This window comes from Paraburkholderia sp. BR14374, assembly GCF_040948685.1.
Taxonomy (GTDB): domain Bacteria; phylum Pseudomonadota; class Gammaproteobacteria; order Burkholderiales; family Burkholderiaceae; genus Paraburkholderia; species Paraburkholderia youngii.
Map to the genome: position 1 here is coordinate 15,942 of NZ_JBFPKF010000033.1, position 19,793 is coordinate 35,734.

Sequence of the window (19,793 nt, forward strand, 5' to 3'; positions counted from 1 at the left end):
CCGAAAGCAGCTCCGCACACCGCCCCTTTCCCCCAACTCCCCGCCAATCCCACCCCATTGCCCGCTAGAATTGCCGGCTTTGCTCGCGTCGGGCGCGCCGCAAGGCAAAATACGGGTTTTGCGCGCGCCGCACTCGCGGCCGACCCGGTCGCGAAGCGTCCCGGACCGTCTGGCGGCCCGGCGGTTGCATGATCATCGCCCAGGGCTCGCGCCCCCGGCCGCGCGCCGACCCGCAACATCACAGCCCCGCCCGGACCGTCAGCCTCGCTGCCCGGCGCACGTGGCGCGGCGAGGACCGCTCGTCCCTAACAGAGCAGATCAGGAGCCTTTATGAGCGATTCGAACCCATCCTTCCTCGGCCGGATTTCGCTGGCCGTGAGCACGTTTTTCCGCATTCTCGGCAATGGCGAGTTCGCCGCCGACGTGCTGCGCCTGCGCAACGGCGAAAAGTTCGGCGCGGCCCCGGCGCCCGCCACCGCCGCCGCGGCAACCTCGGCACCCGCCCCCGCCCCGCAACCGAAGCCGCAAACCGCGCCGGTGCTGAAGGAGGCCACCCCCGACGCCGCGCTGCAACTGCTCGGCCTGCTGCAACGCGACGCGCGCTTCATCGATTTCGTCGAGGAAGACATCAAGGCCTATAGCGATGCCGACATCGGCGCAGCCGCGCGCCTCGTGCACGAAGGCTGCCGCGCGACGCTGCGCGAGCACTTCACGATCCGCCCGGTGCGCGACGAAGCCGAAGGCAGCCGCGTGACGCTGCCCGCGGGCTTCGACGCGAGTTCGGTGCGTCTGACCGGCAACGTGGTCGGCAGCGCGCCGTTTAGCGGCAGCATCAGCCATCGCGGCTGGCGCGTCGACGAGGTGCGTCTGCCGAAGCTCGCGGACGGCCATAACGCGAAGGTCATCGCACCGGCGGAGGTGGAGCTATGAGCGACGCACGCTATTCCATCGGCATCGACCTCGGCACCACGCACTGCGCGCTGTCCTACGTGGACACGCACGCGAGCGACGGCGAGAAAACCACTCAGGAGGTGCTGTCGATCGCGCAGCTGACGGGCCCCGGCGCAATCGACACTCTGCCTCTCTTGCCATCGTTCCTGTACCTGCCGCATCCGGACGAACTGGCCTCCGGCGACCTGTACCTGCCGTGGACCGGCCAGCGCGAATTCGCGGTCGGCGAATTCGCGCGCAATCGCGGCGCCGGCACGCCGATCCGGCTCGTGTCGAGCGCGAAAAGCTGGCTGTGCCATCCGGGCGTCGACCGTCGCGCGGGCATTCTGCCGAACGACGCGCCGCCCGAAGTCACACGCGTGTCGCCGCTCGAAAGCTCGGTGCGTTATCTGACGCACCTGCGCGAGGCGTGGGACCACGCGCATCCGGACGCGCCGTTCGGCGAACAGGACGTCACGGTGACGATCCCCGCGTCGTTCGACCCGGCCGCGCGCGAACTGACCGCGGAAGCAGCCGAGGCCGCCGGCTTCACGCGCATGACGCTGCTCGAAGAGCCGCAGGCGGCGCTCTATAGCTGGATCCAGAAGAGCGGTGGCCAGTGGCGCAAGCAGGTCAAGGTCGGCGACATCATCCTCGTCGTCGACGTCGGCGGCGGCACGACCGACCTGTCGCTGATCGCGGTGATCGAGCGCGACGGCAATCTCGAACTGCATCGCGTCGCGGTCGGCGATCACATCCTGCTCGGCGGCGACAACATGGACCTCGCGCTCGCGCACGTGGTCGCGCGCAAGCTCGCCGCGCAGGGCACCCAGGCCGACGCGTGGCAGCTGCGTGCGCTGACCTACGCGTGCCGCGCGGCGAAGGAAACACTGCTCAGCGACCCCGCGACCGACACCGTGCCGCTCGTCGTGCCGAGCCGCGGCTCGAAGCTGATCGGCGGCTCGATCCGCACCGAGCTGACGCGCGCCGAACTCACGCAGACGATCCTCGACGGCTTCTTCCCGCAGGTCGACAGCGCCGCGCGTCCGGTGAGCCGCGCGCGGGTGGGTCTGACGCAGCTCGGTCTGCCCTATGCGCAGGACGCGGGTATCACGCGGCATCTGGCGGCGTTCCTCGGCCGTCAGGTCGGCGCGCTCGCCGAACTCGAAGGGCTCGGTGAAGCTGCGGCCAATGCCGCCGCGCAAAACGCGAGCTTTCTGCATCCGACCGCGGTGCTGTTCAACGGCGGCGTGTTCAAGTCGACGCTGCTGGTCGAGCGCATCATGAGCACGCTGAACGGCTGGCTCGCGGCCGAAGGCGCGGCGAGCGCGCGTCTGCTCGAAGGCGCGGACCTCGATCTGGCGGTCGCGCGCGGCGCGGCCTACTACGGCTACGTGCGACGCGGCCGCGGCGTGCGGATTCGCGGCGGCACCGCGCGCGCGTACTACATCGCGATCGAATCGGCGATGCCGGCCGTGCCGGGGCTCGAACCGCCGGTGCAGGCGCTGTGCGTCGCGCCGTTCGGCATGGAGGAAGGCACCGACGCCGAGCTGCCCGCGCAGGAGTTCGGGCTGGTCGTCGGCGAGCCCGTGCATTTCCGCTTCTTCGGCTCGTCGGTGCGTCGTCAGGATCAGGTCGGCACGCTGCTCGAATACTGGGGCCCCGAGGAGTTGCAGGAACTCGAGGAAATTCAGGCGACGCTGCCGGCGGCCGGCCGCACCGCCGGTGAAGTCGTGCCGGTGAAGCTGCACGCGCGCGTGACCGACGCGGGCACGCTCGAACTGGAGGCGATCCCGCGCGGCTCCGACGAGCGCTGGAAAGTCGAATTCGACGTGCGCGGCAACCCGAATGCGTGAGTGACATGAAGCGGTACAGCGTCGGCATCGATCTCGGCACCAGCAACACGGTGCTCGCGTACGCGGAAGCAGGATCGCAGCAGATCCGCGTGTTCGAGATCGAGCAGCTGGTGAGCCCCGGCGAGGTCGCCGCGCGGCCGCTGTTGCCGTCGGTGCGCTATCAGGCGGCCGACGGCGAGCTGAGCGCGGCCGATCTGCAGTTGCCGTGGTCCGCCGGTGCTCGGGCAGCGTCGGGCCAGGGCAAGGACGCCGGGCAGCCAGTCGTGGTCGGCCGGCTCGCGCGGCTGCTCGGCGCGCAGGTGCCGGGGCGGCTCGTCGCGAGCGCGAAAAGCTGGCTGTCGCACGCGTCGGTCGATCGCGTCGCGCCGATCCTGCCGTGGGGCGCGCCCGACGACGTCCGCAAGATTTCTCCGCTCGATGCGAGCGCGAGCTACCTCGCGCACGTGCGCGCCGCGTGGAACCAGCACTTTCCGAAGGCGCCGCTCGAACAGCAGGACCTCGTGCTGACGGTGCCCGCGTCGTTCGACGAAGGCGCGCGTGCGTTGACCGTCGAAGCGGCGCGGCTTGCGGGGCTGCCGTCGCTGCGGCTGCTCGAAGAGCCGCAGGCCGCTTTCTATGACTGGCTGTTCCGGCATCGCGACACGCTTGCCGACGAGTTGGCGCACACCCGGCTCGTGCTGATTTGCGACGTCGGCGGCGGCACCACCGATCTGACGCTGATCGAAGTCAGCCTGACCGACGACGGCGAGCCGCGCCTGACGCGGGTCGGTGTCGGCAATCACCTGATGCTCGGCGGCGACAATATGGACCTCGCGCTCGCGCATCTGGTCGAGGCGCGCCTGTTGGGTGGTGCCGGTGGCGCTGGGCAGGCGCCGCAGCGGCTGTCGGCGGCGAGCCTGTCGCAGCTGGTCGAGCGATGCCGCGTCGCGAAAGAGCAGTTGCTCGGCGCGCAGGCGCCCGAGGCGGCGCCGGTCACGCTGCTCGGCGCCGGCTCGAAGCTGATCGGCGGCGCACGCACCACGCAGGTCACGCGCGACGAGGTCGAGCAGATCATCGTCGATGGATTCTTTCCGCGCGTCGCCGCAGATCAACGACCGGGCCGTCCGCGCGGCGCGATCGTCGAATTCGGCCTGCCGTACGCGACCGATGCGGCGGTCACGCGGCATATCGCGGCCTTTCTCGAACGCTTCGCCGCGCAGTCGCGCAAGGCCCTCGGCGCACACTCCAGCACGCCGGACCCATCCGGCACAGCCGCCCTGCCCGTTCCCGACACGCTGCTGCTCAACGGCGGCGTGTTCCGCGCCGATGCACTGTCGCGGCGTCTCGCCGACACGCTCGGCGGCTGGCGCGGCGCGCCGCTCAATGTGCTGCACAACGACAACCCCGACGTCGCGGTCGCGCGCGGCGCGGTCGCCTATACGCTCGCGCGCGCCGGCTTCGCGCCGAAAATCGGCGGCGGTTCGCCGCGCAGCTATTTTCTGGTGCTCGACGAAACGCCTGCCGGCAAAGACGTTGCCGAGCCGGACGCAGCGCCCGCGCAACGCGGCATCTGCCTGCTGCCGCGCGGCACCGAGGAAGCTCACGAGATTCTGATCGCGGATCGCACGTTCGCACTGCGGCTCGGACATCCGGTGCGCTTTCACCTGGTGTCGTCTAGCGCGGACACCGCATATCAGCCTGGCGAGCTGGTCGACCTCGCGGGCGGCGACTTCGTGCGCCTGCCGCCGATCGCGACGATCGTCCAGCCGCGCGACGGCCAGCGCGCCCGCGAAACCGCGGTGCGCATCGCGACGTCGCTGACCGAGGTCGGCACGCTCGACGTGCATTGCATCGAGCTCGACGATCCATCGCAACGCTGGCTGCTCGAATTCCAGCTGCGCCACGGCGACGCGCAAGTAGACCTATCCGCCGATGGCGCGCCGCAACGCCACCCGGCGCTCGATCGCGCGATCGAACTGATCGACCGTTGCTTCGGCGCCCGCGCGCATAACGTCGACCCGAAGGAAATCAAACGCCTGCGCGCGCAGCTCGAACATCTGCTCGGCCCGCGCGATGGCTGGGGTAGCGCATTGCTGCGCGAGCTGTTCGGCGCGCTGTGGGAACGCGCGCGGCGCCGGCGCCGCTCCGCCGATCACGAGCGGCTGTGGCTGAATCTGGCCGGCTATTGCGTGCGGCCCGGCTTCGGCTATCCGCTCGATGAATGGCGCGTCGAGCAACTGTGGACGCTGTTCGACGACGGCATTCAATACGTGATCGACAGCCAGGTGTGGTCCGAATGGTGGACGCTGTGGCGCCGCGCGGCCGGCGGTCTCGGCGAGGACGCACAGTTGCGCGTGCTCGACGCGATGGACTATCTGCAGAAGGCCGCGCAATCTCGTCACAAGCTGCCGTTCGATGTCGCGAAGACCGGCTTCGCCGATATGGTGCGCCTGTCCGCATCGCTCGAACGAATTCCGGCGGAACGCAAGATTGAACTCGGCGAGGCGGTGCTCACGCGCTTGAAGAAGCCCGCGGAAAACCATCAAAGCTGGTGGGCGGTCGGACGGATCGGCGCGCGCCAGCCGTTCTACGGCAGCGCGCACAGCGTCGTGCCACCCGAGGTCGCCGCGCAATGGCTCGACGCGATCCTCGCGCTCGACTGGAAGAAGGTCGACCCGGCCGCGTTCGCCGCGGTGCAGATCGCCCGCATGACCGGCGATCGCTCGCGCGATCTGCCCGACGAACTGCGCGCGAGCGTCGTGCGACGCCTCGAAGCGGCGAGCGCGCCGCGCGCCTGGGTCACGATGGTCAGCGAAGTCGTCGCGCTCGATAACGCCGACGAAGGCCGCGTGTTCGGCGAATCGCTGCCGGTGGGGTTGAAGCTGATCGGCGGCTAGAGCGTTCGGCGCGGCGCGAAGCTCAGCACCGCTCGCGCGGCGTCCGGATTGTCACGGTCCTCGAGGCTTTCCGCGAGCAGGGCGCGAAAGACCGGCAACTTGTCCTTGCCGTATTGGAGGCCAAATTCGCACAGCACTTCGGCGATCGCCGCTTGCCGGCTGTCGGCGCCAAGCGTGCTCGAAATGTGCGAGCTGCCGCGCGCCAATTCGAGCAGATAGGTCGAGCGGTAACGGTTCTTATCGGCCTGTCGGCCGGATCGGGGTCCACGGGGCATCGTTGTTTTTCTCTGCCATTGTCGAACCCGCTATCTATCAGTCAAAGCTGAAGGAAACCTTAGGACGAATCGCGCATGGCTTGCTTGCCACCCGTCACATCAAGGCAAGCCGGCGATGAACGACCCGCCTCCTCTCTCTCGTCAAAGCCCCAGACATGCCGCTCCAGCCGCAACGACCAGGCAGGCGAGCCAGCGCCCGCCATTGACCGCTTCCCCGAGAAACACCCGCCCGATCAGCACCGCGAACACCACGCTGGTTTCTCGCAACGCCGACACCGCACCCATCGCGCCCGACTGCAGCGCCCAGATCACGATGCCATACGCCGCGATCGACACCAAACCGCCGACGAGCGACGAGCCCACCGACAGCGGCTCGGCACGTACCGGCGTCCATAGCGGCGCGAGGCCGCGCATTGCGACGAACAGCAGCGGCATCAGCCAATAGAAAAGGAACATCCACGCGGTGTAGGTCAGCGGCTGACCGTCGGACAGTCTCACGCCGATGCCGTCGATCACGGTATAGAGCGCAATCGTCGCACCAGTCGTCAGCGCGCTCAGCACGCCCGCGCGCGACACGTGCCGCCCCTGCAACGCGATCGCGATGATGCCGCCCGAGATCATCGCGATCCCGAGCGCGTGCAATGGGCCGATCGCTTCACGCGCGAACAGCGCCGCGCCGAGCGTGACGAGCAGCGGCGACGAGCCACGCGCGATCGGATACGCTAGCGCCAGGTCGCTGCGTCGATACGACCGCACGAGGCTCACGTTGTAGAAGATATGCACGAGCCCCGAGGCAACGAGGTAGGGCCAGCAGGCGCTAGCTGGCAACGGATTGACCAGCACGACGAGCGTGGCGACCGCCGCGATGGCGATGCTCATCCAGGTCATCGACAGGAACCGGTCGCGGTTGCCGTGCAGCATCGCGTTCCAGCTCGCGTGAAGCATCGCGGCAAAAAGCACGATGCCACCGGTATAACTAAGCATGGGGTTTTGGGGCCGAGAGTAAGCGGATATGGCATTAGCGGTACGACAGGAAGGATATCTATCTTGTTGTGGCCCCTCAAACCAGATAAATTGGCCGCCTGCGTTAGAAAAACTCTTGCAAATGAAACGGGTATTGCCTCCGCTCAATGCGTTGCGGGCCTTCGAGGCTGCGGGCCGGCTCGGCAGCTTCAAGGAAGCCGCCGCGGAACTGCACGTGACTCACGGCGCGGTGAGCCAGCAGGTGCGTCTGCTCGAGGAATGGCTCGGCGCCTCGTTGTTCGAACGGCACCACCGGCGCGTGGCACTGACGGCGGCGGCGAACGCCTATCTGGAGGAAATCGGCCCACTGTTCGAACAGCTGTCGCAGGCAACCGCGCGATACGGTGTGCCCGAAACGCTGTCGCGGATGCTATCCGTCAACGCGCCCGCGACATTCACGTTGCGCTGGCTGGTGCCAAGACTGGCGACGTTCCGCGCCGAGCATCCCGACGTGGAGGTCAAGGTGGAGACGTCGAACGGACCGCTGGAGAGTTTGAAAGAGAGTTACGACATCGTCATCCGGGGCGGCCCGGACACGTTCTACGGCTATTCGATGCGGCCATTCCTGTCCGAGGAGAGGCTTCCAGTCTGCAGTCCGGCGCTCTTGCAGCGGGTGCCGCTTCGATCGCCGGACGACTTGCGGCAACACACGTTGCTGCACACCTCGAGTCTTCCGCGGCTTTGGCCCGACTGGCTGGCGAGCACGCAGCTTGCCGCGCTGAGGCCGGCCGCCACGTTGACGTTCGATCACTTCTATCTGACCTTGCAGGCCGCCATCGACGGAATCGGCATCGCGATGGGACCGACCGCGCTGGTCTCCGACGATCTCGCCGCTGGCCGGCTCGTCGCGCCATTCGACGGTCCGCGTCTGCGGTCTCGCAGCTACTGCACTTACATTGCGGATGAGAAGTCTGGCGATGAGCTGGTCGTGCAGTTTCGTTCGTGGCTCGAGCGCGAGGGGATGTGTTCTTGAGCGCAGACGCAGGTCATCTCACAGCAACGCGCACACAGGCGGGCGCCTGTGTGCGCGCATTGCTTCAGCTCGCGCCGCTCAATTCGGCACGTTCACGGCGCCGTTCGTTGCGGAAATCGCATTGGCACCCGGGCTCGCCGCGATCGCCGGCAGGTTGGCCGTGGTCAGCGCCGGTGCGGCTCCCGGCGTACCGCCGCGCGGTATCGTGTGGATCACCTGCGACGGCGGCAGCGCCGTGCCGTTCTTCAGATGAGCCCACATCAGGTTGAGCGCCTGAAGATTGTAGTAGTGCAACGGCACGAAACGCGTGTCGAAACCGGCGACGCCGAGGAACGCGTCAAAGTGCTGACCGTTCGTGACTTCGTAAAGCGCCAGCTTGCTCGCGCCGCCCTCGGCCACCTGGTTCAAGCCGAGATACGGCCGCGACGCGTGGTTGATCGGCACCAGCGCATCCGCGCGTCCTTGCACGATGATGGTCGGCTTGCCATGCAGGTTCGCATTCACGCGGATTGCATCGACGCTGGCACTCAACGAACCGCTTGTCCACCGCGCGCGCAGGCATGCGGCGCCCGCGTAGCTCGCATCGGCGGTCGCGAGCCGATGATCGACCGCGCCCGAGGTGCCCGCGTTGTAGACGAGGTTGATGCCATTGGTCGGCGGCACGCCGTTGCCGTTGCCGAACACCGTCAGCATCGGCGAGACCGCCGGCGTCACGCCGGCAGCGCCCGTCGCGCTGGTGGTGCCGAAGCTGAAGTCGCACAGGTTGTCGGCGACGCTTGCACGCGCATATGCATTCGCATAGGTCACGGCGACGGCCGGCACCGCCTGCGAGTCCCACATCGGTGCTTGCAGCAGGTCCGAGTCCGTCTGATAGCCGTTCTGATGCAGCAGCGCGAGCGCATTGGTGGCCTGCGTCACCGTATCCGCTCCCGCGATGACGCCGGCCGCCGCTAGCGACGCGCAACGCGCGGTGCGCAGCGCGGTGGTGGTCGCGGTCGGCAGCGCGGTCAGATACGGCGCGCCGGCCGCGGCCGGAGCGAGCGCGGCGCACGGCTGCAGCAGGTTCGCGAGCGTCATGTAATCGGCGAGCGGTTTGCCGAACGCGCCGACCGGCACGCCGCCCTGCGCGACCGACACCTGTGTCGTAAGCCGCATGTTGATCTGCGGTTCGCCGACCACCACTGCCGTGATGAGCCCCGACGTGTCCTGCTCGGCCGCCGCGAGCGAAGCGCCGCCGCCGTTGCTGACCGACGCGGCGATCGTCGTGATGCTGCCGCTCGCATAGCGCACCGTGCGGGTCGTGCCATTCAATGCGCCGAACGAATCGTTGAGCGCCCAATATGCGAACTGGATCGCCTGCAACGTGTTCTTGCCCCAGTCCTGCTCGGGGTTCTGTTGCGAGTGCGCGTGCTTGAACGCATAGCGGTTCGGGAACTGCGCGTTGAACGTTGCCAGCGTGCTGCTGCCGAGTTTCGCGGTGAAGAGGCTCGCCTTGCCGGCTGTGCTCGCATCCTGCAACGTGCCGTCGATCAGCGTCACGCGATTCGTCGACAGCTCATGCGCGCCGTTGCCGCTGCCCTTGTCGGTGTAGGCCACGGCGCAGCCGCGCTTCAAGCCCCACTCGCCGGCCGCCGAAATCGCGCCGTACACGCCGCGCGAACCGGACGACGTCGCCGTGACGATGCACGGCTGGTCCTGATTGAAGCTGGTGGGTATCTGCACGAGCAGGCTCACGTTCTGCGCGCCGCTGCCGTCATCGGCATAGGCGAGGTATTCCTTGCCGGCGATCTTGCCTTCGCCCAGCGTGTCGTTGCCGTTCAGGTCGACGTTAGGGCCCCAGAAGCGTCCATAGCCGCCGTTCGCCGTCATGTCGACGAGCGCCCGGTAGTTCGACCAGATCGCGAGACGCCGCAGTTCGGCGGCCGTTGGTTGCGCGGTGTTCGCGATGGCCGGCGCGCTCGCCGAGGCGAGGCCGGTCTTGCCGAGGCCTGCGGTCAGCAGATCGTCGCTGTTGCCGTCATAAGATTTCGTCGTCACCGCGCTTTTGATGAAGCCTGGCAGCACGTTGTTCGGCGGCGGTGGATGCAGTCCGTCGTCGTTGCCGCCGCCGCAGCCGGCCAGCACGATCGCGGACGCCATCAGGCTCGCCGCGGTAGTGAGCCACCAAGGGTTGTGCATGGCCGCCGGGATCTTCTTCGGTATTGTCATCTTTTCTGTCTCCGTCATTTATACGACGTTGTATTTGGCAACGGCACCGAACTTATTACCGACTCCGCTTCACCAGGTTCGCTAGAAAGAGATGCTTCGGATGCCGATGCATCGCTAGCGTGCATTGAGCTCTCGCCGGAGTCAATACACGCTCATACCGACACACAACGAGCATCGGGATTCGCTTGAAACAGCCGGCCGGCTAGTCGGAATCGGCCATGCGGGTGAACCCGTCGTCGCTCCAGGCTTCGGAGCCGACACCGTGACGAACGAAGAAAACTCCGTGCGGGTCGTAACGTTTCTTGATCGACAGAAGACGCGCATAGTTGGCCCCCCAGTACGCGGCTTGCCAGTTTTGCTGAAAATAGCTGCTCTCAGCGACGTAGGCGCCGTCTGCAGGTGCAATCTTCCTGAGTTCGTCGATGGCCAGACCGATCAACTTCGCATCTCGCTGTGCCTTCGCAACGTCGGGCTCGTGATCGGTCAGACCGTCGAATGCCGGCGGCCCCTCGCTCGCGATAATGGCCAATGCGAACGACTCCGCCACGACTGGATTGACGGGCGTTTGCAGGCCGGCGGCAATCACATCGGCAGGGGCGCCGGCCAGCCCTTTCTGAAAATGAAGCTCGACAGGCCAATAGCGCGTAGCGCCCATCAGCGCATCGACGAGTTCGGGTTGGCGCTCGCGCGTCAGCATTGCCGCAGGCAACCACAGCGAGTCGAAGCCGTGGATCACATGACCGGCCTCGGCGAGATTCTGTGTCCAGAAGAAATTGGCATCTGGCGCGCCGGGCCGGTCATCGAAGCGGACCAGGCCAGGCACGTACTGCGCGAGCGCCTTGCCGTCCCAGCGTATCCTCCCCGGACCGGCGACGATCGATGGCGCGGCCGTCATGGTCAGGTCGTCCTGCAAGCCAATCCAGTCCCACAACGGCTGCCACAGCGTGGCGACCTCTTCTTTGCCGAGTCCCTGAAAACTCATGGCGATGCGCAAGCGCTTGCCCGGCAGCAGCGTGACGAGTTCACCCCAGTGGCGATTGCATAGGCAATCGGCGTAAAGCGCGACGAAGCGGCCCAGCAAGCGTTGGTACGCGACATCCGAGCGTGCCACGACTGCGCAGGATACGAGACCGAACACGTCCGGCAGTTCGTGCGTGCGCAAGGTCAAACGGCTGACCACCCCGAAGGTGCCGCCGCCCCCGCCTTTCAAGGCCCACAAAAGATCCGGTTCTCTTCGCGCGTTGACGACCCTGACTACACCGTCCGCGGTGACGACCTCCGCTTCGAGCAGTGAAGCCGACGCAATGCCGAATTGTTTGGAGTGCGTTCCAAAACCTCCCCCTTGAATCAGTCCTGCGACTCCCACTGTTCCACAACCGCCGCCCTGTACATATCGACCCACGCCGCCGGTAACGGCTTCATAGGTATGCATCCAGATCGCCCCTGCCCCGACGCTTACCGCGGGTCCGGGTGGAACGATCCCGTCACAACCGCTTGGAACGAAAGCATCGTGATTCCTGATGTCGTTCATCGCGCGCGTCCATATCATCAAGGAATCCGGTGCGTTCGAAGTGCCAAGATAGGAATGCCCCCCGCCGCGCACAACGACGCGAAGATTGCGTTCACGCGCGAAATTGACGGCCGCCGCCACATGTTCGACTTTTGTCGCCGCGACGACGTACGCACTCGGTTCGGCTTTCCACGCGCCAACCCACTCGCAGGTTTGTGTCAAGACGGGACTATCGCCGATGAAGTACGGATTCTTGAGTTCACGGAAGAGCGCAAGGCACTCGGCGTTGTCGGGAGATTCGCGACAGAGCTCGAGTGGTGACTCCGCTCGGATCAGGTGGCCATCCACCTGCTGTTTCAGTCGCGCCCAGTCCGAACGCGTGGGCCATCCCGGTTCGCCCGGACGTACGCGTCGCGGGGTCTGTGCAGCGTGAGCGGCATCGAGCCGAAGCAACGGCCAGCCAGAGGGAAACAGCGGGACAGCCGCAAGCCACCTGATCAGATCACGGCGCTTCACTGTGGCGCTCCTTCACCGCTTCGCTCGATGCAAGCGCTTAGGCGTCTCGTGGAACCAGTTCGACTTCACCCTCGATCTCCACGGGAATGTCGAAGGGCAGCTCGGCCATTCCCACCGCGCTGCGAGCGTGAGCGCCGCGCTCCTCGCCGAAGACAGCCAGTCAGTTCCGAGAAGCCGTTGATTACGGCGGCCTGCCGGTTGAATGCGGGTGCCGAATCGACCATGCCGAACACTCTCGTCCAACACGCGATGCGCTCCAGACTTCCGAGCTCGCGCTTCATGGTCGACATCTTCAGACTCCACGTAAATGCCTGATGGCCTGATTCGGGCGCGTGCCATGATGATCACGCCGCAGCCTGGCTGCGGCACGTCGCTGCGGTGACAGCGCTTTCAGACGAGCACTTCCCTTACGTTCCGCCCTGCTTGCGCATCTGCCCGATAGCGCGAGCCCGTGCCGCCTCGGCCTGCCGGACGAGCCGGTACGCAACATAATATTTGAAGACATTGCGCACGTACGTAGTGGGTTCGATGCCGATTTTCTCGGCGACTACGATTTCGACATTGTTGAACCACTTGTTCGGATCGAGACCGCGCGCCTGCGCCTCCTTGCGCATCCTGGCGATGTTTGCGGGTCCTGCGTTGTAGCTCGCGAATGCGAACAGCGAGCGGTCCCTTTCCAAGAAGTGAGCATCGGGAAAGTAACGGGCCATCAGCACGTCGAGATATTTCGCTCCCGCATGGACGTTGGACTCCGCCACCCTGATGTCGCCAACCGCAAGTTCCTTCCCCGTGGCTGGCATCAGCTGCATGATGCCGATTGCTCCCACGTGACTGCGCGCACTCTGGTTCAGCTGCGATTCCTGATAGCCCTGAGCCGCAAGCAGGAGCGGATCGAAGCCGTACTGCGCGCCGTATTTTTCGAAAAGGCCGACCGTCTGTTTGAATCGCTTCAGCTCCGCTGACTCCGTATTGTTGGAGATCTGCTTGATGCGCTTCATTTCCTGCTGCAGACGGACTTCCGCGACACTCTGCTTTTTCACGTAATTCAGGTAGAAGTCGTTGATCGCGCCCTGTAGTTTCGGGCTCTTGAGGCGGACCGCCCAGCCGATGTAGCCTGCGTCGCGCACCGCGATGTCGTTATGCACGACGATTCCCGGCAGTATCGGCGCCCATACCTTTGCCTTCCAGTCGTCCACGACGAGGATCTGGACCAGCCCGGCATTGAGCATCTCCATCGCGTCTTCGTCTTCTAGCGCGTCGGGCAGCGGTACGAGCTTCACGGGGGCTTTGCGTTCCTTGGCAAACCGCGCATTCAACGCGTTCAGGCTCTCGTAGTAGCTGCTGCTGGGCCGCACATGGACGGTCTTGCCGCTCAGGTCGTCGAGCTTCGCGAGGGCTGGCGACTTCGGCCCGGTCACGACCACTTCGCGTACTGCTGTGCGGTCACGCGGCGACACGAAGTCGACCTGCTTCAGGCGAACCTCGGTGACCGTCAGATTGCCCGCGGCGATGTCGCCCCGGCCCGCTATCAGCCCTGGGAGCAACTGGTCGCGCGTCGTCGGAATGATGACCAGCGTGAGCGGACGTTTGCCGAGCGTCGCCTGGTACTTCCTGTTCAGATAACGCTCGAAGTCTCGCATCAGGCCGGCGGTCAGCCCACGCTCGTGGCCTTGCTCATTGAAATAGAGCGTTCGACTATAGGGAACCAGCACGCGGATCAGACGCCGGTCGAGCATGGCGTCGAAATCGCCGCTGAACGGTTGATTGCCGAGATCGATACGCCGCGCCGCGGGAGTTGAGGCGGGGGCAACTGGCGCTGCCGGAACGGGAACGGCCGACGACGCGGCCGGCTGCGCAGCGGCAGTTTGGGCGGCGACGCACGTCGCAACGCCGACGGTCATGCCTGAGCAGAACGCCGCGATGAACAGCAACGTTTGAATGATGCGCATCGTAAAAAGTCCTGCTGCCGCACCCGGCGACTGCGTCGACGTTCACTACGCGCTTCGATATTGCCACGACGACAACGGTTGGAAATGGGACGTTGGTCCTATAAGCCATGCCGCCGTCACGATGAAGACTAGAGCTACGCCATCGTCACGCGATTTCGCCCGTTATGCTTCGAGCGATACAACGCCCGGTCCGCGCTCGCGAAACCGTCGCGATGCGCGGGCCGCGATAAATCGCTGATACGTGTAAGCGACGCGCCTACGCTGACCGTCACCACCCCGAGCGGCGACGCGCGATGTTCGATCGCGAGAGCCGCCACGCCCTGGCGCAGCGTTTCGAGCGTGTCTTCGAGCTTCGACTTCTGTGCTTCAAGCATCAGCAGTCCGAACTCCTCGCCGCCCATGCGCCCGACCACGAAGTGCTCGCTGTCGGCGGCGGCCTGCATCACCGAGGCGACCAGCCGCAGACAATGATCGCCGGCCTGATGGCCGTAGGTGTCGTTGTACTGCTTGAACCAGTCGACGTCGACGATCACCGAGCCCATCATGTCGCCGTCGCGCGCCTCCTTCCAGCGTCGCGCGATGGTTTCCAGCAGAAAGCGCCGGTTGTACAACTGCGTGAGCGGATCGATCGCGGTGGCCGTGCGCATCTTCAGATCGTTTTCGATCATCGCGCGCAGGTGGTAGAACACGCCGCGCTGGCCCGCGTCGAGCCGGCCCGGTGCCGGGTCCATCGCGCATAACGCGCCGACGATCTCGCCGTTCGGCGCGCGCAGCGCGATCGCCGCGTAAAAGCGCACGAACGGATGACGCTTGACCAGCATGCATTCACCGAAACGGCTGTCGTTGTGAGCATCCTCGATCACGAACAGATCGGCGTCGCGCACCGCATAGTCGGCGAGCGAACGCGCGCGCGTGACGAGCGGCATCGCCATGCCGACCTCGGCGCGATAGTGCTGATACTCCTCGTCGAGCAGCACGATCGCGGTAATCGCCGCGCCGGTCACGCTCTTCAGAATCTCCGCCGCGTGCGTGAAGCACTCGCGCATCACCTGATCGTCGTGCAACAGCCACTCGATGACCGAAGACTCCACCTCGGGTTCGCCGCCGGCGGTCGAGTCGACTGGCATCCGGCTGGCGAGGCGGTCGATACTGTGAGCGAGTTGCACGGAAGGGTTCCAGAAGGGGCTTAGCTTATGTCAACGGCATAGGCAGGCCAAACTTGAGCACAGAATGTGGGACCGCGAGCACGCGCCGGAGCGCATCCGGCGGCCCCAAAGAAAATGGGCCGGCTCTCGCGAGCCGGCCCATCGATCGATGCGACGTTGAGATAATCGGACGCGCCGCTTTACTCCTTGTCGCCCTTCACCTGCGGCAGCGCCGACGTCTCGTTCGACGACAGCAGACCCACCTGCGAGTAAATGCGCAGCTTCTCGCGCGTGTCCTTGATGTCGAGGTTGCGCATCGTCAGCTGGCCGATGCGGTCGCGCGGCGAGAACGTCGATGCGACCTTCTCCATCGACAGACGCTCGGGCTGATACGTGAGGTTCGGCGACTTCGTGCTGAGGATCGAGTAGTCGTTGCCACGGCGCAGCTCGACGGTCACTTCGCCGGTGATCGCACGCGCGACCCAGCGCTGCGCGGTTTCGCGCAGCATGATCGCCTGCGGATCGAACCAGCGGCCCTGGTACAGCAGACGGCCGAGACGGCGGCCGTTCTCACGGAACTGCTCGATCGTGTCTTCGTTATGGATGCCGGTGACGAGACGCTCGTAAGCGATATTCAGCAGCGCGAGGCCCGGGGCTTCGTAGATGCCGCGGCTCTTCGCCTCGATGATGCGGTTCTCGATCTGGTCGCTCATGCCCAGACCATGACGGCCGCCGATACGGTTCGCTTCGAGCAGCAGTTCGACCGCGTTCGGGAACGTCTGGCCGTTCAGCGCGACCGGCTGGCCTTCCTCGAAGCGGATCGTCACTTCTTCCTTGGCGATCTGCACGTCGTCGCGCCAGAACGCGACGCCCATGATCGGATTCACGATCTTGATGCCGGACTCGAGGCTTTCGAGATCCTTCGCTTCGTGCGTCGCGCCGAGCAGGTTCGAGTCGGTCGAATAGGCTTTTTCAGCCGACATCTTGTAGTCGAAGCCCGACTGGCGCATGAACTCGGACATTTCCGCGCGGCCGCCGAGTTCGTCGATGAACAGCTGGTCGAGCCACGGCTTGTAGATTTGCAGGTTCGGATTGACGAGCAGACCGTAGCGGTAGAAACGCTCGATGTCGTTGCCCTTGTACGTGCTGCCGTCGCCCCAGATGTTGACGCCGTCTTCTTTCATCGCGGCGACCAGCATCGTGCCGGTCACGGCACGGCCGATCGGCGTGGTGTTGAAGTAGGTGACGCCCGCCGTCGAGATATGGAACGCGCCGCACTGCAGCGCTGCGATGCCTTCCGCGACCAATTGCGCGCGGCAGTCGATCAGGCGCGCGCCTTCGGCGCCATATTGCGTGGCGCGACGCGGGATCGAATCGTAATCGTCTTCGTCGGGCTGACCGAGGTTGGCCGTGTAGGCGTACGGCACGGCGCCCTTCTTGCGCATCCAGTGCAGCGCGGCGCTGGTGTCGAGGCCGCCGGAAAACGCGATACCGACCTTCTGGCCGATCGGAAGACTTTCAAGGATTGTACTCATAAGCAGTAGCGTTAAACTCGACGTACGGGGAGATTTGGGGGGAACAGCTGAGTATCGGGCATGCCTGGCGATCAGGCAAGTTACGCGGGAGTATACCGCGAACCGCCGTCCGGCCTTGGATTTTGCCGGTCGGCGCGGCCCTCCGCCGCGATCTCGGCGTGTCGAATTCCCGGATTAATTCACGCTTTATCAGTCGTAACGGGGACCGATTTATTATCGTCTCGGGGTAGCATCGCGGGTTGCGTCAACGCACCGGCCGCGTATCCCTTGCACCCCGTTCACTCCCCTTGCCTACCGCTCATGACCACGACCACTCCACGCCCCACGACGAACGCCTCGCTGATCACCAACGTGCGTCTCGCCGACGGCAAGCGCGTCGAGGTGTCGATCGTCGATGGCCGGATCGCCGCGCTCGGCGCCGCTCTATCGCGCGAGCCCGGTGTGCCGGTCGAGGACGGCGGCGACGCGCTGCTGCTGCCAGGTTTCGTCGAAGGGCATACACATCTGGACAAGACCAACTGGGGCTTGCGGTGGTATCGCAACGAAGTCGGGCCGAAGCTGACCGACCGCATCGAAAACGAGCGCCGCTGGCGCGCCGAAACCGGCCACGACGCAGGTGCGCAATCGCTCGCGCTCGCGCGCGCGTTTCTCGCGGCCGGCACGACGCGGGTGCGCACGCACGTCGATATCGACACCGACGCGGGCCTGCGCCATCTCGACGGCGTGCTGGCCACGCGCGACACACTGCGCGACGTGCTCGACCTGCAGATCGTCGCGTTTCCGCAGTCGGGGCTGCTCGGCCGGCCCGGCACCGACGCGCTGCTCGATCGTGCGCTCGGGGCGGGCGCCGACGCGCTCGGCGCGCTCGATCCCGCGCTGATCGACGGCGATCCGGTGAAGTCGCTCGATCTGACGTTCGCGCTCGCCGAGCGTCACCGCAAGCCGATCGACATTCATCTGCACGAGCCCGGCGAAATCGGCGCGTTCACGCTCGGTTTGCTGCTCGATCGCGTTGCCGCGCACGGCATGCAGGGGCAAGTAGTGGTGAGCCACGCGTTCTGTCTCGGCGCGCTGCCCGAGCGCGAACGCGATGCGCTGCTCGCGCGTATCGCCGAGCTGCGCGTCGCGCTGTTGACCACCGCGCCGCCGTCGGTGCCGGTGCCGCCGCTCACGGCTTGCCGCGCGCACGGCGTCACGCTGTTCGGCGGCAACGACGGGATTCGCGACACGTGGACACCTTACGGCTCGCCCGACATGCTGGAACGGGCGATGCTGATCGCGATGCGCTACGGCCTGCGCCGCGACGACGATCTCGCGCTCGCGTTCGATTTCGTCAGCGGCGTCGCCGCGCGCGCCTGCGGATTCGAAGCTTACGGGTTGCAGCCGGGCGCCCGCGCCGATCTCGTGCTGGTCGATGCCGACACGCTCGCGCATGCGCTCGTCGCGCGGCCGGTGCGCAAGCTGGTGGTCGCGCACGGCCGCGTCGTCGCGCGCGATGGCGCGCTGCTCGCGCGGTAGTTGAGCATGGGCGCGAACGCGGTCCCGCCGTGCGCAACAACAAAGACGTTTCTTGCACTCAGATGATCAATCTTTTTCAGGCCATGCAGGCTTTCGTCAAGGTCGCCGATGTCGGCAGCTTCGCGCAGGCCGCCGCGCAACTGAACGTGTCGACATCGGTCGTCACGCGCCATGTGTCGGGCCTCGAACAGCATCTCGGCATTCGGCTGTTTCAGCGCACCACGCGCAAGGTCGTGCTGACCGAGGCCGGGGCGCAATACGCGGACGGTTGCCGCGTGCTGCTCGCTGAACTGGAGGAAGTGGAATCGCGCGCGACCACGGCGTCGCGCGAAGTGGCCGGCGACCTGCGCATCGTCGCGCTCGGCAGTTTTTCGCTGTTTCGGCTGACGCCGCTGTTTGCCGAATATCAGGCGCGCTTTCCGCAGGTGAACCTGCGCGTCACGCTGACGGAAAAACGCGTCGATCTGCTCGAAGGCGGCTTCGATGTCGGCATCGTGACCGAGCATATGATCCGCTCGGAGTCGCTGGTGGTGCGGCGTCTGATCAACTCGCACGCGGTGCCGGTGGCCGCGGCCGCGTATCTGGCGCAGGCCGGTCAACCGCAAACGCCGGCCGAGTTGGAGACGCATCGGCTAATCGCCGCGCCGTTCGACACGACCGGCCCGATGTGGATCTTCCGCAAGGGGGACGGCGACGCCGACCGCACGAGCGAGGCCGGCGACGACAGCGGCGAGAGCATCGCGATCGATGCCTCGTTCACGGTCAACAGCATGATCATGCAGAAGCAGGCCGCGCTCGGCGCGATGGGCATCGCGCTGCTGCCGCTCGAAATGGTCGAGGACGAACTGCGCGCCGGCACGCTGGTGCGCGTGCTCGATGGCTATGCGGTGCTCAATGGCGACGTGGCTGTGTCGCTGGTGTACCCGAGCCGCGAGTTCGTGCCGCGCAAGGTGCGCGAGTTCATCGATCTCGCGGTCGGTTTCTTCAAGTGACGTTGTCGGGCTGACGCTTCAAGGCCGCTCGCCGCGCGCGAGCCGCGCGTCGATGTCGTACACGACCGGCATCAGATCCGCGACGCTGTCGATCACGTAATGCGCGCCCGCCGCCTTCAACCTGGCCGTCGCGGCGGTGCGGCGCGCGGCGAATTCGTCGGCCGGCAGCGCCTTCACCTCGGCCTCGCTCATGCCGAACGCGTTGCCGCTCACCGCGACGCCGACCGCCCACGTGCCGCCGTTGATGCCCTCTTCGATGCCGACCTCGGTGTCGTCGACCTTGATCGCCTCTTTGATATGACTCCCGGTGTCAATCGGGATCGGTTTTGAACTTTGCATCTCTGTTGTTTGCGATGTTTTCGAATTCCCTGAGGGCGGCGTAGCAGTAACTCTCGACGGTGGATCACGCTGATATTCGCGGGTTGGGTACCGCATTACGGTGGTCCGTCTCATGAGCCTGCCGCTGACTTGCTTCGCACGCCGACCT

At 65.9% G+C, this 19,793-nt stretch carries 13 protein-coding genes and 2 pseudogenes; 6 read left to right on the top strand and 9 right to left on the bottom strand.

From position 1 onward, the window contains the following. The first annotated feature begins 330 nt into the window (after positions 1–330). The 3 genes from AB3X86_RS35500 to AB3X86_RS35510 are packed head-to-tail and all read left to right on the top strand — an operon-like array spanning position 331 to position 5,662. Entirely contained in the window at positions 331–930 is a 600-nt protein-coding gene (locus AB3X86_RS35500; RefSeq protein WP_368599570.1) for a DUF2760 domain-containing protein, read from the top strand. Then, positions 927–2,786 carry an Hsp70 family protein gene (locus AB3X86_RS35505; RefSeq protein ID WP_368599571.1) on the top strand — a complete coding sequence of 620 codons (1,860 nt, stop codon included), beginning with the start codon at positions 927–929 and terminating at the stop codon, positions 2,784–2,786. Before AB3X86_RS35500 ends, AB3X86_RS35505 begins: the two co-directional genes overlap by 4 nt. Further along, positions 2,783–5,662 (top strand): Hsp70 family protein, encoded by a 2,880-nt coding sequence (locus AB3X86_RS35510; protein ID WP_368599572.1) that lies wholly within the window; start codon positions 2,783–2,785, stop codon positions 5,660–5,662. The genes AB3X86_RS35505 and AB3X86_RS35510 overlap by 4 nt, the downstream gene beginning before the upstream one ends. Here AB3X86_RS35510 and AB3X86_RS35515 read toward each other — a convergent pair. Continuing rightward, on the bottom strand, positions 5,659–5,937 hold the full coding sequence (locus AB3X86_RS35515) for a hypothetical protein (RefSeq protein WP_368599573.1): 279 nt from the start codon (positions 5,935–5,937) through the stop codon (positions 5,659–5,661). The two genes, AB3X86_RS35510 and AB3X86_RS35515, sit on opposite strands and share 4 nt — an antisense overlap. A gap of 141 nt (positions 5,938–6,078) precedes the next feature. Further along, positions 6,079–6,921, bottom strand: coding sequence for a DMT family transporter (locus AB3X86_RS35520; RefSeq protein ID WP_184227140.1), 843 nt, complete (start codon positions 6,919–6,921; stop codon positions 6,079–6,081). A 121-nt stretch (positions 6,922–7,042) separates the two neighbouring features. Between AB3X86_RS35520 and gcvA the strand changes: the two genes are divergently transcribed. Beyond that, positions 7,043–7,933: a transcriptional regulator GcvA gene (gene gcvA / locus AB3X86_RS35525; protein WP_368599574.1), complete on the top strand. Its 891-nt coding sequence runs from the start codon at positions 7,043–7,045 to the stop codon at positions 7,931–7,933. Between the two features lie 78 nt (positions 7,934–8,011). On the opposite strand, the gene AB3X86_RS35530 is transcribed toward gcvA, so the two are convergent. The 6 genes and pseudogenes from AB3X86_RS35530 to argG all read right to left on the bottom strand — a co-directional run bounded on the left by AB3X86_RS35530 (position 8,012) and on the right by argG (position 16,796). Then, positions 8,012–10,141 (bottom strand): D-(-)-3-hydroxybutyrate oligomer hydrolase, encoded by a 2,130-nt coding sequence (locus AB3X86_RS35530; RefSeq protein ID WP_368599575.1) that lies wholly within the window; start codon positions 10,139–10,141, stop codon positions 8,012–8,014. 202 nt (positions 10,142–10,343) lie between these two features. Further along, entirely contained in the window at positions 10,344–12,167 is a 1,824-nt protein-coding gene (locus AB3X86_RS35535; protein ID WP_368599576.1) for an FAD-dependent oxidoreductase, read from the bottom strand. 37 nt (positions 12,168–12,204) lie between these two features. Then, positions 12,205–12,457, bottom strand: a pseudogene (locus AB3X86_RS35540) (RidA family protein); the annotation flags it as partial. A 117-nt stretch (positions 12,458–12,574) separates the two neighbouring features. Further along, positions 12,575–14,116, bottom strand: a complete 1,542-nt coding sequence (locus AB3X86_RS35545; protein ID WP_368599577.1) for a transglycosylase SLT domain-containing protein — start codon at positions 14,114–14,116, stop codon at positions 12,575–12,577. A 134-nt stretch (positions 14,117–14,250) separates the two neighbouring features. Continuing rightward, entirely contained in the window at positions 14,251–15,282 is a 1,032-nt protein-coding gene (locus AB3X86_RS35550; protein ID WP_368599578.1) for a diguanylate cyclase, read from the bottom strand. A gap of 179 nt (positions 15,283–15,461) precedes the next feature. Then, the gene (gene argG / locus AB3X86_RS35555; RefSeq protein WP_368599579.1) at positions 15,462–16,796 is read right to left on the bottom strand and encodes an argininosuccinate synthase; all 1,335 of its coding nucleotides are present in this window, start codon (positions 16,794–16,796) and stop codon (positions 15,462–15,464) included. 300 nt (positions 16,797–17,096) lie between these two features. Between argG and AB3X86_RS35560 the strand changes: the two genes are divergently transcribed. Next, positions 17,097–18,314, top strand: coding sequence for an amidohydrolase family protein (locus AB3X86_RS35560; RefSeq protein ID WP_368599580.1), 1,218 nt, complete (start codon positions 17,097–17,099; stop codon positions 18,312–18,314). Between the two features lie 62 nt (positions 18,315–18,376). Continuing rightward, positions 18,377–19,306: a LysR family transcriptional regulator gene (locus AB3X86_RS35565; protein ID WP_368599581.1), complete on the top strand. Its 930-nt coding sequence runs from the start codon at positions 18,377–18,379 to the stop codon at positions 19,304–19,306. An 18-nt stretch (positions 19,307–19,324) separates the two neighbouring features. Here the strand turns inward: AB3X86_RS35565 and AB3X86_RS35570 are convergent. Further along, positions 19,325–19,600 (bottom strand): annotated as a pseudogene (locus AB3X86_RS35570) (phosphonoacetaldehyde hydrolase); the annotation flags it as partial. Positions 19,601–19,793 lie beyond the last annotated feature (193 nt).

Bases quoted from the DNA above. Each gene is read 5' to 3' on its own strand.
- AB3X86_RS35565 (WP_368599581.1), top strand. From the start codon at position 18,377: ATGATCAATCTTTTTCAGGCCATGCAGGCTTTCGTCAAGGTCGCCGAT.
- AB3X86_RS35520 (WP_184227140.1), bottom strand. From the start codon at position 6,921: ATGCTTAGTTATACCGGTGGCATCGTGCTTTTTGCCGCGATGCTTCAC.
- AB3X86_RS35500 (WP_368599570.1), top strand. From the start codon at position 331: ATGAGCGATTCGAACCCATCCTTCCTCGGCCGGATTTCGCTGGCCGTG.
- AB3X86_RS35515 (WP_368599573.1), bottom strand. From the start codon at position 5,937: ATGCCCCGTGGACCCCGATCCGGCCGACAGGCCGATAAGAACCGTTAC.
- AB3X86_RS35560 (WP_368599580.1), top strand. From the start codon at position 17,097: ATGACCACGACCACTCCACGCCCCACGACGAACGCCTCGCTGATCACC.
- AB3X86_RS35545 (WP_368599577.1), bottom strand. From the start codon at position 14,116: ATGCGCATCATTCAAACGTTGCTGTTCATCGCGGCGTTCTGCTCAGGC.
- argG (WP_368599579.1), bottom strand. From the start codon at position 16,796: ATGAGTACAATCCTTGAAAGTCTTCCGATCGGCCAGAAGGTCGGTATC.
- AB3X86_RS35530 (WP_368599575.1), bottom strand. From the start codon at position 10,141: ATGACAATACCGAAGAAGATCCCGGCGGCCATGCACAACCCTTGGTGG.
- AB3X86_RS35505 (WP_368599571.1), top strand. From the start codon at position 927: ATGAGCGACGCACGCTATTCCATCGGCATCGACCTCGGCACCACGCAC.
- gcvA (WP_368599574.1), top strand. From the start codon at position 7,043: ATGAAACGGGTATTGCCTCCGCTCAATGCGTTGCGGGCCTTCGAGGCT.